The organism is Gemmiger formicilis, from assembly GCF_018784445.1.
Lineage (GTDB): Bacteria > Bacillota > Clostridia > Oscillospirales > Ruminococcaceae > Gemmiger.
Genome location: NZ_WQOH01000036.1, coordinates 1 through 14,312 on the forward strand (window position 1 = coordinate 1; position 14,312 = coordinate 14,312).

Genomic DNA, 14,312 nt, shown 5'->3' on the forward strand with positions numbered 1-14,312 from the left:
AGGCTCGCTCCACTCCGTTCCGCTCGCAGCGCATTTTCTCAGATTTTTTTCTGATTATATTCTGAAAAAGTGGCGGAGAAACGACGGAGTTGTTTATAATCTGAAATCGATTCGGGGAAGAAAAGGGGCCCCGGCGCGGAGCGCCGGGGCCTAATCCTGTTCTGCTCAACATTCTGCCTTTTTGGCGGAACTGTTTTGCCCTATGTCATAGTAACATACGATAGAGGGAGTGTCAATAATAGGGTCAAAACTGTAACTATTATATGTACACTTATAATTTTTGAGTTTGACGATTTTTATCCATTCGCAGTTTTTGCATTCTTCATGGTCTCCACATGGCGGGATGCAAATATCTGGTTCAAACGGACAAGAATAGAAATCGTAACACATCAAGTATACCCCTTATATAATAAAATCTTGGTCTACTCTCACTCGACCATTTTCTCTGTTTGTGGGGAATTACTCGGCGACTATCATTTTGTCCATGCAGTCACCGCAGATTATGTTGATTGCCTTCGTTGCTCGGCAGCTATTGCCACATTTGGGGCAAATGTATTTGCGGGTGCTACTGGGCTTTTTGGTTCTGCTCCCGCCCTTGGGGAGCGTTCCGAGCACATCCAGCAGGGAAACACCCTCGACCATCTGCAAGTCCTGCCAGCCCTGTTGCTCGATGAAATCCAACAGGTCAACTCCGGGGCTGGTAATTGTCCAACCGTATTTGGGGTGGTGCTCCACTTCCAGCCCGTGCGCCTCGGCCATTGACTTAAATCTTTTGTTGTGATACACGCCGTTATTGCTGGTGTCCTTGATGGGTTCGGGGTTTCCGTCCGCATCAAGGATTTTTGAGCCGTAACCAACTGCGCAGGCAAGGTGGCACATCTCATGCAAAAGCGTGGCACAGGTTTCCTCGATTGGGCGGTTGAGCGTGGGCGAACTGATGTTGATTTCATACCGCCGCTCATCGCCCGCCTGCCAGACCTTGCCGCAGGTAAAATGTCCGTATGCTCCAACGGTCTTTTTGAGGCTGATAACAACTTCCGGCAACGCGCCATCAAAAAAGTGATTGTTGAGAAGTCGAAACATTTTTTCGAGTTGTCCAGCCACGCGGCTTGTTTTAATCGTTTGTTTCATTTTCGTTTTCCTTTCGCTTTTAAAAGTTTACTTTTAATCCCCGCAGAAGTGGTTAGCAGATTGACCCCTGCCGGCGAAAAGAAAAAGTAAAGCCCCCAACCCGGTGTCAACAGAACGTGGAATATCGCAGCACTCCCCGCAACGTGCGAGAATATGCCGCGAAAGTCTGTTGACTTAGGGCTGGGGGCTTATATACTTTTTTGAGCGGCAGGGCCACGCTTCCTCGTCCCGCCGCAGCGGCGTTCCTTATTTAAAATGTGAAATTTTCGTATTCCTAGATTTTTAAAGCGCTTTTGATGCGCAATGTAGGTATAGTACATTTGGAAAGAAAAAAGCATCAAAAGTTCAAACTTCCGATGCTTTGAAATCTTCCAACTGACAAGCGGGTTTATCCCGCTCCAAAAGATAGGTTCAAAAGGAGTTGGTTTTATTGAGGGTCTACGGGTACGTTCGTGTATCGACCAAAGGTCAAGCGCCGGGAACGTCACTAGACGAGCAGACGGCGGAGATACTAGAAAAGTATCCCACGGCTGTTATCGTTCGTGAGGTGGCCTCCGGCGCGTCAGAGCGACCAGAGTTCGCAAAAATCTGTGAGCAGTTGGAAACGGGTGATACGCTCGTCGTCTGCAAATTAGACCGCTTTTGTAGGACAGCCAAAGAGGGGCTGGGTTATGTGGATTATCTGCGCGGCAAAGGCGCGGCAGTCCACATCCTAAATATGGGCGTGATTGACAACAGCCCAATGGGGCGATTGATGGTGACGATGCTACTGGCATTCGCAGAATTTGAACGCTCATTGATAATTGAGCGCACACAAACAGGCAAGACCGCCGCTCGCAGTCGGACAGGTTTTCGGGATGGCCGCCCGCCTAAGTTTTCTCGTGAACAAATCGACCATGCGATTTGCCTACTTGAAAATCACAGCTACAAGGAAGTTACCAAAATGACAGGTATCTCGCGCAGCACACTACAACGCGAGAATCGAAAAAGGAGAAACCAATAATGAAAAAGATTACTGTATTGGATATTAAATTTTATCCCCACACCGTCCGTTGGTATCGCCGCAAAAAATCAAAGCAGGACAGTACACAGGTGTCATGTTATGACGGCTTTGCTCACATTGAAACCGTAGACGGGATGCGTACAGCGCACGTTCGGGTCATCTGTGACCCGACGGAAAAGCCAGATAAAGTTTGCACGATACATATGGCCCGCGCATACGACATAAGCCAGCTATCTGCGCAGGATGTGCAGATGGCGGCTTACGAGTGCGTGTTGCAGGAGATGCAGCAATACATCTGCGCTGAATTGCATCGTTGAGAATCCCAAGGGGCAGGAACGGCGGGAAGTCGTTCTGATGGGGGCCGCAGCCCCCACTGACGGCAAGAGGGTCTTGTCGGCAGCGGGGAGCCCAGAGGGGTCACGCCCCTCTGGCAAGGTAAGCCCGCAAGGGCGGTGGGAGTTTCCGGGGAAACTGCCATACCTTGTATTGCAGATTACAGCTGCAATAGACATCCCGCAAGCTCCGGCAGATTTAAGGGCGCGCGGCAAGCGCGAGAAAGGAGCAACGCGACGTGGCGAGCGTAACAAAATTTACGGCGGGCGCAGTCTACAATCAACTGCGCCACAACCTAAGGCAAATCGCTCATTCTAGCAACCCGGACATTGACCCGGTGCGGCTGCGGCAGGACTATGTGCTGTCGCCCGACAGGGGCATGAGCGATTACGACTATTTCCAAGAGCGGTTAAGCCAACTGTACGTCTATGGCCGTAACGATGTTAAGGTCATGGCGGGCTGGGTTGTAACCGCACCGCAGGACTTAGAACAGGAACAGTTCGACGATTTTTTTCTAGCCGTCTATGATTTTCTCGAAAATCGATACGGCGAGGAAAACGTCATACAGGCTGTCGTCCACGATGACGAGGGCGGTCAACCGCATCTGCATTTTTGTTTTGTGCCTGTGGTCGAGGACAAAAAACACGAGGAGGGATATAAGGTGTGCGCCAATGACGTATTAGACCGTCGAGAGCTTCGCAATTTTCACCCGGATTTGCAACGCTACTTAGACGAACACGGCCTAGAGGATGCCCACGTTATGACTGGCGTGACCCGCGCACAGGGCGGTAATCGAACCGTCGCAGAACTCAAGGCTGAACGTGAGCAGGAATATGAGCAGGAAACCGAGCGTCCAGAGCTTGATTTCGGCGGGCCAAGGGTCGAACAAGAACTACATTTTTGAGGAATACACCATGAAACAGGCCGTGTTACTTATCGACTGTTATCTGTACGGCACAATAGCGATTCTGGCCGTTGTGCTACTCGTGCTGGTCTATCTGCACGGACAGGCCAACCACCTGCCCAATCCATTTGCGCGAAAAAATATTGTCTATCGGCCAGCCCCCAAAGCGCGAGGCGTGCTGCTGGGGAAAAAATATGGTCTGTTGGCGTACTCGCCGGAGCCAGACGAGGGGCACATTATCGTGATGGGCCCGTCCGGCACTGGCAAGACAAGTGCCCTGCTGATTCCAACATTAAGGAGTTGGCAGGGCACTGCCCTTGTCGTGGATATATCCGGCGACATATCCGCCAATGTGGGCATGCCCAACAAAATTATTTTTGACCCAACGGCCAAAGACTGTGTGCCTTATGATGTGTTCGCATCCATTGACGCTGCCCCGGACGAGAGCGAACGCCAGGAGCGGCTGGAGCAGCTTGCTTACCTGTTATTGCCAGACAAAGCCAATGACAGCGAGGCGGGCATATTTTTTGCAAAAAATGGCCGCAAAATGATAACGGCGGCGTTGATTTGCTATTATGGCATGGGCTGGGGCTTTGTCGAAATCTGCGAGTATTTCCTAGGCCATGACTGGCGTAGCTTGCTAAACGATATTGCACAGCAAAAGAACAAAATTGCCAATATGTATATCAGTTCCTTTGTCGGAGCGAGTGAGCAAAACACAGCAGGCTGCAAACAGGCGGCAGACGATGCGCTAAAATTATTTGCCACAAATGACAAAATTAAAAATGCACTTAGAAAAACTGCCAGCTATGAGCCATCCATCAGTCCGGCCACACTGGAAACCAACAGCATCTATATCTACATTCCCGACGAAAAGCTGAAAATCTACGGAGACCTGCTGCGTATCATCACGGCGCAGTCGATGGAGTATTTTTCCTCGCGTCCAAAAGAGCATACACAAATGATTCTGTTTTGCTTGGACGAGTTCGCGTCTTTTGGGAAATTGCAAATCACCGAGGCCCTGCGTAAGCTCCGCAAACGCCATATCCGTATAATGGTGCTGACGCAATCGCTGGCCGACCTTGATATGATTTACGGAAAGGATGAGCGGAAAGCAATGCTCGGTAATTTTAAGTTTACCGTCTTGCTCGGCTGCAAGGACACCGAAACGCAGGAGTATTTTTCAAAAATGATAGGTGACAAGCGGTCTCCACTGGAAACAGATTCTAATGCCAAGCCCCAGCCAATAATCAAGCCCGCCGACCTTGCGCATTTGGAGCAGGATTTGTTTGTTATCTGTGATGATGGTGCAATCCGTTTGCGGAAAAATTTCTATTTCAAATAGGGGCGCGGGGAAAGCTGCCGTCTCTCCGTTAGCGGATCACTTACCGGGAGGCCCGCGCCCTCACCAAACGTCTTGCCCTTTGTGATAAAAATATTGCTGCCACTCAAATCAGCAACTTTTTGAAGTAAAATCAAACCGTAATTTTCTTGCGTCAATGCCTCAAAAGTGTTGCAAAACCGGCCAAAGTATGATATATTTCTTATAAGTTGCTATGTTATGGCAATTAAAAAAGAAAATCGCGGAAGAGGCGCCTCTTCCCTTACGGAGTGTACACTCCGTAAGGATAAGCTCTATCTCCCGCCGAAAATCAAAGGAGTATGTCAACGATGCGAAGAAAGTCTTGTGCCAAGAGCGTTGTCGCTGTGGCTATGGCGGCAACCGTCGCGTTGAGTGCAACTGCCTGTGGCTCCAAATCCAAGGCAGACACAGCAGATACGTCGTCCACCAGCCAGAGCGAGGCGGCTAGCTCGGAGGCTGAAACGCCTACCGCCACGCCCACACCGACTGCAACCCCTGCCCCCACGGCTACGCCCGCCCCGGCGGAATCGACAGCAGAATCCACCGACAGCAAGAGCGAGCAGGGCAGCACCGATAACGGCGGCTTGTCTTCCGGCTCGCAGAGCGGCAATGCCAACAGCGGCAAAAACAATTCCGGCTCCAACAAGGGCAGTCAGTCCGGTAAAACGACCAATACGGCCAAAGCACCTGCACAGGCTGCTGCTCCTGCACCCACGGCTACGCCGAAACCCATCACCTACACTTACGTCGTCCGCAAGCACCCCGCAAGCTGCACGACGGCGGGCTATGACGAGCACATCTGCCAAGAGTGGGGCGGTATGAACTACAACGACAACTACGTTGCCCCCAACGGCCACGACTGGGGCACGGGCGTTGTCACCAAGCAAGCCACCTACTACGAAAAGGGTGCAATTACTTACACTTGCAAAAACTGCGGCGAGACCCGCACCGAGGAAACGCCGGAGCTGGATAAAACCTACCATATCAAAGAGGTCGTTGCGCCGACCTGCACGTCCGAGGGCTACACGATTTACGAGTGCAACGAGGTTCCCGGCCTGACCTACAAGGGCGAGTACACCGCCAAGCTGCCCCACAGCTGGGATGGCGGTGTTGTCACCAAGGCCGCAACGATTTACGCGAAGGGCGTCAAGACCTTTACCTGCACGGTTTGCGGCGAGACCCGCACCGAGGACATTCCGGTGTTGGATAAGACATGGCACAAGGGCCAGACCGTCGCTCCGACCTGCACCGAGCAGGGCTACACCGTCTACATCTGCGACCAGGACAAGAACCTGACCGAGAAGCGCGACTACACTGCCGCCCTCGGCCATGATTACGACAACGGCGTTGTCACGACTCCGGCAACCTGCACGACAGAGGGTGTGATGACCTACACCTGCACCCGCGACGGCGCAACGAAGACCGAGACCATCCCTGCGCTGGGGCACAAGTGGGATGACGGCACAATCACCACCGCGCCGACCTGTGAGACCGAGGGTGAGAAAACCTTTAAATGCACCAACGATGGCTGCGCCGAGACCAAGACCGAGGCTGTTGCAGCGTTGGGCCACGACTGGGATAATGGCACGGTCACGACCCCGGCGACCTGTACCGCAGAGGGCGTGTTGACTTACATTTGTAAGCGCGATGCCAGCCACACCAAGACCGAAGCCATCCCTGCGCTGGGTCACAAGTGGGATGACGGTACGATTACCACCGCGCCGACCTGCGAAACCGAGGGCGAGAAAACCTTTAAATGTACGAACGACAGTTGCACAGAAACCAAGACGGAAGCCGTTGCCGCGCTTGGCCACGACTGGGATGACGGCGTTGTCACGACTAAGCCGACCTGCGAGGCCGACGGCGTGAAGACCTACACCTGCAAGAACGATGGAAACCACACCAAGACCGAGGCTATCCCTGCGCTTGGACACAACTGGAACGACGGGGAGGTTACTACTAAGCCGACCTGCACGGAAGACGGTGTTAAAACCTACACTTGCAAAAATGATACCAGCCATACCAAAACTGAGACCATTGCAAAGCTGGGTCACAAATGGGATGCGGGTAAAATCACCAAAGAGCCGACCTACGAGAGCGACGGCGAAATGACCTTTACCTGCGAAAACGACCCGACCCACACCTACACCGAGACCATCCCGGCGAAGAAGTACACATTTACGGTGACTGTGGTTGACCCCACCTGCACCGAGCAGGGCTACACGCTGCACACCTGCAACCAGAACGCCGAAAAATCCTACAAGGACAACTACACCGACGCGCTGGGCCACGACTATAAAGAAGTCATCACCCCGGCCACCTGCAAGGACGCAGGCAAGGTGGAAAATGTCTGCCAGCGCTGCAACGATACCAAGCTTGTTAAAGAACTGCCTGTTACCGAAGACCACCAGTGGAACGACGGCGTTGTGACTAAAGCTGCTACCTGCACCGAGGCAGGCGAGAAGTTGTACACCTGCACCGTCTGCAACAAGACCAAGGCGGAGACCATCGAGGCCACGGGCCACGATTGGAACGAGACCACCACCCCGGCCACCTGCGGCAAGGCGGGCAGCGTTGACCGCACCTGCAAGACTTGCGGCACGACGGAACACGTCAAAGACCTGCCCGCAACCGGCAACCACGCATGGGATGCCGGAAAGATTACCACCGAGGCCACCTGCGACGGCAAGGGCGTGAAGACGTTTACTTGCACTGTCTGCAACGAGACCAAGACCGAGGAAATTGCCGCGCTGGGGCATGATTACTCGTCTGGCAACAGTTTTTGCAGCCGTTGCGACCTGAATGCCAACTACAACCAGAAAGAGTGGGAGCAGGACATCTTTGAGCAGACCAACGGTCTGCGCACGAAATATAATCTTAGCACACTTGCTTACCGCGACGATTTGCAGTATGCGGCAGATATTCGCGTTGAAGAACTTGTGCAGAACTATATTACTTACGGAGACTACGGCGGAAAGTGGGGCAACCCGCACGTTCGCCCAGACGGAAGCGGCGCAGCTACGGCTCTTGGCGATAAGCAAGATTTGGCGTGGGGCGAGAACGCTGCAAATGATGCAGGCATTTTCGGCAAGGGGCATATGTTCTACCTCTGGACGCAGTCCGAGGGACATCTTGCCGCCATTATGAACCCCGATGCAAACGGCATGGTCTGCGCACTGAAAGAGTACAATGGCCGCGTTTTCGGCATCCAGATTTTCGTCCGTGACCCGGACTACAACACGGACACCCAATCTGCCGCCAGTGACACTTCCGCCCCGGTGGAGATTGCCGCTGTAGTTGTCACGGACTCTGCAACCACGGAGACCGCAGCAGAATAAAGTAAATCCCATCTACAAGGCCGGAGCTACAACAGCCCCGGTCTTTTTATTGTATAGGGTAGATGTTATGTTTTGCGCATGGGAAAGTAACACTCCCCCCCACAGCGATCACTTGCCGGAAAGCAACCACCCCCACCCAAGTTGCTACTGCGCAAAACATTCGTGGGTAGGAAAGTTGTTGCTTGCCTTAAATTGATTGCTGACCTTTGTCGCTGTAATAATAGATGGTTTGCCGCTGCCGCCCGGCTATCGGTGTGGCGTGAGCGTAGCTACCAAGCCCATTTTTTCACACAAAGGACAGAGAAACCTTGCCCCTATCGACCCGTTGCTGGGTTGAACAGACGCTATAAACAAGCAGCGTACCCATGCAGTAATTGCCGCTAAAACGGTTGCAAGCAATATTTCTGGTGCGATATAATAATATTAAACAGAATCTCCCCTATAAGGGAAAAGGAAAAAGGCGCTTACCCATAAAGTGTGTACTAGGGGGAAAAGGTGCTAATATTATAATAAGAAAGGCAAAACGGGAATTTCTAAAATACAGCGATAATTCGATAAAAATAAAATGGTGAAAACGAAAATATGATAGTTTTATCTATCACAAACAAGCACACAATATATCAAATGGAACGGTAAAATTATGCCTAAAACAGTCAAAACCACATATACTGCAATCAACCTGGAAACGGGCGAGGTCTACACGGGTATTGATGCCCCGCAGTCCATCACGCGCGGAGAGACGCATTTTTGGCAAGCCAGCAAGGATTTTTTCGCGGCGCTGCTAGGGTATGGCACGGTGGAGAGCAAGGTTGTGGCAAATCTGCTGCACCGCACAGACCCTAAAACAAACCATATAGCGTGTACCCTGCCGGAGCTTAGAAAGGAACTTTCCTGCACAAGAGATACCGTTGCGAGCGCCATAAAAAAGATGGAAAGCAAGCGGCTGATTATCGGCATAGGGCAGGGCGTGTGGATGTTGAACCCGCGTATGCTGGCAATGGGTAATCAGACGCAGATTGCACTATTGATGGCCGAGTACGATAAGTACGTCAGTGAGCGGACGGGTGCTGCATTGGTTGTGGGAAAGTATGTCTTGAAAAATCCAGTCACGGCGGAAGAACTCCCGCTGCCGCCAGAGTGCGACGACGAGTTGATGTTTCTTGATGGGAATACGCAATTCTGGAAAATCTACGATGTGTTTTTTGGAGCGATTGCAGGATTGAGCGAAAACGAATTGAGAGTTTTGCTCCACATGATGGATATAAACAAATCAAAAGGTGGCGGCACTTATAATAGGCCACTAACGGTGATTGCTGACGAGGTGAGAGTATCTGTTCCGACTGTCAATCGTGCTGTTAAAAAGTTAAAAAAACGGAATCTGATAATACGATATTGTAACTGTAACTGGATGATTAACCCCCTCGTGGTTGCCAATGGAAATAAGCGGAAACAGAAAGTGTTAGAGCGCCGCTATACGGGGGTACAAGCAGAAAATGAGGCCAAGTTGAAACGCTACCGATTTCGGGTGCTTTCCCCCTACAACGACGGAAAACCATTCATTCCGGTGGGGCTGCCTACCTCGCCAAAGAAACCGTAAGGCTGCATTTAAGGCTTGACCCAACGGGCAATCGTCTTACGGTCTGTGCCGTACAATTGGGCGATATGGTACATACTGACGCCCTGCTGATACATTTCCCGGATTTCCACGAGAGTGTTGTCCTCTGGTGGCGGGGCAAGCAGGTCAGTAAGTGACAGCCCCAAGAAACAAGCAAGCTGTAAAATCTTGCGGACAGATACCGTGCGATTGTTGGACGCGACACCGTAAATCTCATTTGAATCTACACTTTCAAAATTTCCGCCGTAAAAAGCGTTGACCACCTCTGCGATTCTGGCGGCGTAAATCCTGCCGCCTGTCACTGACGCATAGCCGCGATTGCGCAAGGCTCGCTTGATGATGGCTCGATAACCGCCGCCGCCGTGGAAATCATACGGCGCGGTCAATGCGTCCTGCATCAACGCAGCAAAGGTCTTTTGCGCTGCGGTGGGCGTGGTGTCCGGCGTGGGGAGCAGGTGGCAGTCCGGCAGGGCGGGAAACAGCAGATTGTGCCTGTGCCCGGTCAGTGTGACTTCGGTGTCAGCCAGCCAGCAGCCGTGCCGGGGGCAGACGGCTATACCGGGTATCTGGTGCAGCCGATGCCAGTACGGCTCGCCATAAGCTGCAATATCCTCGTCAAAGCATTCGGGGCAGTAGCGCAGCCGCCGCGCGTCCATGCTGCTGCTCTGGTAGATGCCTATATGCTGCCCTGCATGGCGATTGCCGTTCAACGCCAGCATATAGGCACTTTTTTTGCGGTTGGTGGAAAAGAAGCGGGTATAATAAGGGTAAAGTGTGTGCTGCATAATAATGTCTTTGGTGGTGAGGGCTTTTGTTGGAATTGCCTCAAGCAACGGAGAGAGCGCCCCGCATAACTCGACAGGCACGTTGATATGATTTGTACCGTACAATTCGCGGATGGAATACTTGACCGATGGATTGCCGCTGCGGATATGATAGCGGCAAATGACGCTGTACCATAGCTCGTCTGGGTAAGGCGCGGGAAAAAATGGAATCATAACTCGACCTCGCCTTTGATGTACTCGCTGTACACTTCTAACGGCGGTCTGCCGCTCTTTTTAGCAGCGCGTAGCGTTCCCCGCAAATCGTGGGGAGAGGCGGCTTCGGGTGAGCGGATCGCTGCCGGGGAGTGTTTCACTTCTCTTTGCGGGCGGGGAACGCGGACTGTTGCAAGCTCTGCCATATAGTCAGATACCATGCCCAAGTTCTTTAAATACGCACTTTCAAAAACTTCAAAATCAAGTTTTTCTCGCCCGTCCAAGATGCACAGCTTTTGTGCGTTGTACAACAGTTTAACTAGTACGTCCGGGATGCCCTGCGTCTTGCGATACAGCCAGCTTTGCATTTCGGGGGTCAAATCCGTTGCAAAGCGGGTGTACTGATAATGCCATAGGCCGTGCAGCAACAGGGCAAATTCCTTGTCGTCGGGCAGCCTGTCATATATCAGCCCAGTCGTGCGGCGAGCGGAACGAAACTCCTGCTGTAACACTTGCAGCACACGGGGCGTTCCGACCATACAAATGCTGACACCCGCGCCGTTGATTAACTGGACAAGAAAATTGATAAAACGGATACCGTTTTTTCGGTAGGCGATATTCTGCAATTCATCAATCACCAAAAGACCGACATGATTGACGCGGACGATTTGATTAAGCTGGCTCACTAGCACATCCAAGGTCAGTTTGTGTGCCAATGCGTAGTGCTGGTAGCTTGTGCCCAACAGAGCGTCCAACTGCAAATATATGTCCAGTATCATTGCCTTGACAGAGCCGTCGTGCGGGGTCTGTACGACCAGATAGGGAATTTGCTGACAGCAAAGCATTTGCCCGTTGTAGCGCTCGTGGTGAATGATTTGCGGAAATAGAGATAGAACCCGCTGCAATGCCGTTGACTTGCCCAGCCCAGACACACCAACAACCGAAAAAGAATTGCCGCCACCAATAGATGCGGCAACAGCCTTGCCCTGCATAGCGGCGTAGCCCTGCTGGAACGCAGCGGCCTCCCGCTGCGGCGTGTACTGCCCATAGCAGTGCTGCATGGCGTTGTAGACCTCGCAATATAGGTCTAGTGTCATCGTTAAGGGCTGGTAAAACTCATAGAGTGCGGACAAAAGTTGCAGACGCTCCCCGGTGCTGCGGTCTCGGTCACTGGTGCTGCACAACGGCACGGATGCCAATGCTCGGATTAGCTCTTGCCCTGCGAGCATAGGCGGCAAGGCTTCGACGTATGGATTGCCGGGGTATAAAAGGCTTGTTGTATATTCAGCGTTCATTAAAGTTCTCCTTTTGCTCGGCAGTCAGCAAATCAATCATGGACATATGTTCCTGCGCCCGTGCAATCGTCCGTCCGCGCTGTATCTGCGGGCTGATTTTACCCTTGTCGCTGATGCCGCGCTCGGCGCTGTCGGCAATCTGCATTATGTCATTCATCAAATCAATTTGGGCTTGCAATTCCTGCCGTTTCCAATTTGCGCTCTCGCTTTTCTCGGATTGCTGCATATCCGCGATTTCGGCGAGGGATTTTCCGAGATACATTTTTTGCGACAGCGTGAATGGCATATAGTCGCCGTCTTCATATAGATAAACGGTGTCAAGACAATCTGGACTATATGCGACTTTGACAAGTTCCCGGCCATTCAGCCCGGCAGTTACGAAACGCTTTTTAAAAGTGCAGTTTGAAAAACGCAAATTAAATAGTTCAAGCCCGCGTTGTGTGATTTTTCCATCCGCGCGGGGGAGTAGCGCGTAAAGCAAATGGGGGTCACTGGCAACTGACACAGGGCAATCATCTTGTGCCAAGCAAAACGACCAGATGGCAGCAGCGGTGGGCATGATGCCAGCGCTTGCCATATTAGGAGTGCGGATAAAGCCTGTTTGGATATATTGAGAGTTGTAAAAAAGGACACAGCGGAGAACGATGGCAGTAAATTGTTCCAAATCCAGTGTGCCTTGTCTGCGATAATCGGGAGCGCCGCGCTCCTGTGTGTCGGATTCAACAACGCCTTTGCCTTTCAGTAACGGTTTGTAGGCGCACTGTATTAAATCAAACAATTTTTCAACCACACCTTTTAAGTCGGGCCGATAAGAGGGCAGATTCTCGATTTCGATTCCATAACTCTCGCAAAGGTTCTCCAGCGGGCCGCCGAGAAACTCGCTCCCTCGGTCAGTCGTAATTTTGGTCGGCAGATGGCGGCTCGGCCAGTCCTGCGGGTCAATTTCTAGGCCGTGCTGACGGCAGAAAGAAACCTTGTCTGCAAAGGTGTTTTGCAGTAGCAAACGCAGAGCGTATTGTCCACCCTCTAAGCCAACATACACACCGGTAATCAGACGGCTGTACGCATCGACCATTGTGTAGATAACAGGTCTGCCGATAGGACGACGAGACAGGCGGCTAACGATGTAGATGTCCGCAACGGTGGCATCTGTCATGTATGTGCCAATCGTGCCCGCATAGTCGCTGACAGCCCCAACAAATGGACGGTGGTTGCGCTGGTATGCCTTGATACCCTCGCGGCTGATGCTTTCACTGATGGGGTCACGGTGCTGGCGGAAAAAATAACGAAACTGCCAGAACGAGGGATAGTCTTGTTTCAATTTGCCTTTGGCATCACAATATTTTGACCGCAGCATCATTTTGTAAGAGGTCTGCAAACTTTGCTTTTGTGGAGTGTAATAAAATTTGTTGAGCGCCCAGCGGATGGCTTTTTCGTCTGTTGATAAAGGACGTTTCTCGGCGTTGGATTTTTCGGAGGGCAGTAACGCATTTTTGGACTGGTAAACCCAGTACAGCCAAAGGTATTGCAGGACTGTTTTGCGTGAGACGGAATTGACGGAGACAATCTCGCGCAAGACCCTGTTGCGATAGGATTTGTCGCAGATACATTCCTCGGCCAAAAGCGGTGCAATCAGTTCGGCGCGGCGGTCACGTTGTTGGCGCTGGCGGTCTGAAACGTCTTCGTCGAGAGCGAGTAAACGGTACATATCCTGCGGCATTTTTTCCATCTGTAAAAGGCTCGGCGTTGAGATTGGAAAAGGCATTTTGCAGCGTTGACAGTTGACGACGTAGGATTGCTGGTCGCTGTAGAGCAAGACCCGCAGATGGTCACCTGTGTCGGATTTAAGCAAATCATTCTGCCTCATGGTACACGCTCCTTGTCGATAATAATGCCCCAGTCGTCAATGCCTTGCTGATGCCAGTATCGGCGGGATAATTCCAATCGTTCCGCGACAGATGGGCGGCTTAGATGTGAGCGGAAAACAGCTTCACGGACGGCGGCTTTGCCGTCCGCAAAATGGATTACAAAATCCGTCGTGTAGGTTTCGCTCGGCAGATTGAGGTCGTCGGCTGGAATTTCGTCAAGTGAGAGCGGGATATTGCACTGAATATGAATCACGGACGGGTCAGCGTTGAGCATCCGCGCAGCGGCAAGCTGTACCTTATCGTACAGACAGCAGACGCGTGGACATTTTTCTAGTTTGATTTTTGTACAACGCTCTTTTTGGATTTGCTTGCGCATGATAGCGCCCCTTTCTGGGGCTAGAGTTTGAACAGCCAAAAAGGAAAATATCTTTGCCCCATAGGGCACAGAAAATTTCCTGTTTTTTGAAAAATCGAACGAAAATGCA

Annotated in this window: 11 protein-coding genes; 6 read left to right on the forward strand and 5 right to left on the reverse strand. The window is 51.8% G+C overall.

Annotated features, from left to right (window positions below; translation table 11 throughout):
- Window positions 1–459 precede the first annotated feature (459 nt).
- The gene (locus GPK89_RS10835; protein WP_215693057.1) at window positions 460–1,131 is read right to left on the reverse strand and encodes a SprT-like domain-containing protein; all 672 of its coding nucleotides are present in this window, start codon (window positions 1,129–1,131) and stop codon (window positions 460–462) included.
- Window positions 1,132–1,561: 430 nt separating this feature from the next.
- Between GPK89_RS10835 and GPK89_RS10840 the strand changes: the two genes are divergently transcribed.
- From GPK89_RS10840 to GPK89_RS10865, 6 genes are all read left to right on the forward strand, one after another.
- A complete protein-coding gene (locus GPK89_RS10840) occupies window positions 1,562–2,134 on the forward strand; it encodes a recombinase family protein (RefSeq protein WP_252261640.1) in 573 nt (190 codons plus the stop codon).
- Entirely contained in the window at window positions 2,134–2,451 is a 318-nt protein-coding gene (locus GPK89_RS10845; protein ID WP_215693060.1) for a hypothetical protein, read from the forward strand. Before GPK89_RS10840 ends, GPK89_RS10845 begins: the two co-directional genes overlap by 1 nt.
- A gap of 254 nt (window positions 2,452–2,705) precedes the next feature.
- On the forward strand, window positions 2,706–3,371 hold the full coding sequence (locus GPK89_RS10850) for a plasmid recombination protein (protein WP_215693062.1): 666 nt from the start codon (window positions 2,706–2,708) through the stop codon (window positions 3,369–3,371).
- 10 nt (window positions 3,372–3,381) lie between these two features.
- Window positions 3,382–4,716 (forward strand): type IV secretory system conjugative DNA transfer family protein, encoded by a 1,335-nt coding sequence (locus tag GPK89_RS10855; protein ID WP_215693064.1) that lies wholly within the window; start codon window positions 3,382–3,384, stop codon window positions 4,714–4,716.
- A 326-nt stretch (window positions 4,717–5,042) separates the two neighbouring features.
- Entirely contained in the window at window positions 5,043–8,072 is a 3,030-nt protein-coding gene (locus GPK89_RS10860; protein WP_215693066.1) for a CAP domain-containing protein, read from the forward strand.
- 640 nt (window positions 8,073–8,712) lie between these two features.
- Window positions 8,713–9,669, forward strand: coding sequence for a replication/maintenance protein RepL (locus GPK89_RS10865; protein ID WP_215693068.1), 957 nt, complete (start codon window positions 8,713–8,715; stop codon window positions 9,667–9,669).
- 8 nt (window positions 9,670–9,677) lie between these two features.
- Here the strand turns inward: GPK89_RS10865 and GPK89_RS10870 are convergent, their stop codons facing one another.
- From GPK89_RS10870 to GPK89_RS10885, 4 genes are read right to left on the reverse strand one after another with little or no spacing between them, the layout of a single operon-like run.
- Window positions 9,678–10,685 (reverse strand): TniQ family protein, encoded by a 1,008-nt coding sequence (locus tag GPK89_RS10870; RefSeq protein WP_215693070.1) that lies wholly within the window; start codon window positions 10,683–10,685, stop codon window positions 9,678–9,680.
- Window positions 10,682–11,959 carry an ATP-binding protein gene (locus GPK89_RS10875; RefSeq protein ID WP_215693072.1) on the reverse strand — a complete coding sequence of 426 codons (1,278 nt, stop codon included), beginning with the start codon at window positions 11,957–11,959 and terminating at the stop codon, window positions 10,682–10,684. Before GPK89_RS10875 ends, GPK89_RS10870 begins: the two co-directional genes overlap by 4 nt.
- The gene (locus GPK89_RS10880) at window positions 11,949–13,826 is read right to left on the reverse strand and encodes an integrase catalytic domain-containing protein (protein ID WP_215693074.1); all 1,878 of its coding nucleotides are present in this window, start codon (window positions 13,824–13,826) and stop codon (window positions 11,949–11,951) included. Before GPK89_RS10880 ends, GPK89_RS10875 begins: the two co-directional genes overlap by 11 nt.
- Entirely contained in the window at window positions 13,823–14,203 is a 381-nt protein-coding gene (locus tag GPK89_RS10885) for a TnsA endonuclease N-terminal domain-containing protein (RefSeq protein ID WP_215693076.1), read from the reverse strand. Before GPK89_RS10885 ends, GPK89_RS10880 begins: the two co-directional genes overlap by 4 nt.
- Between the last annotated feature and the right edge of the window lie 109 nt (window positions 14,204–14,312).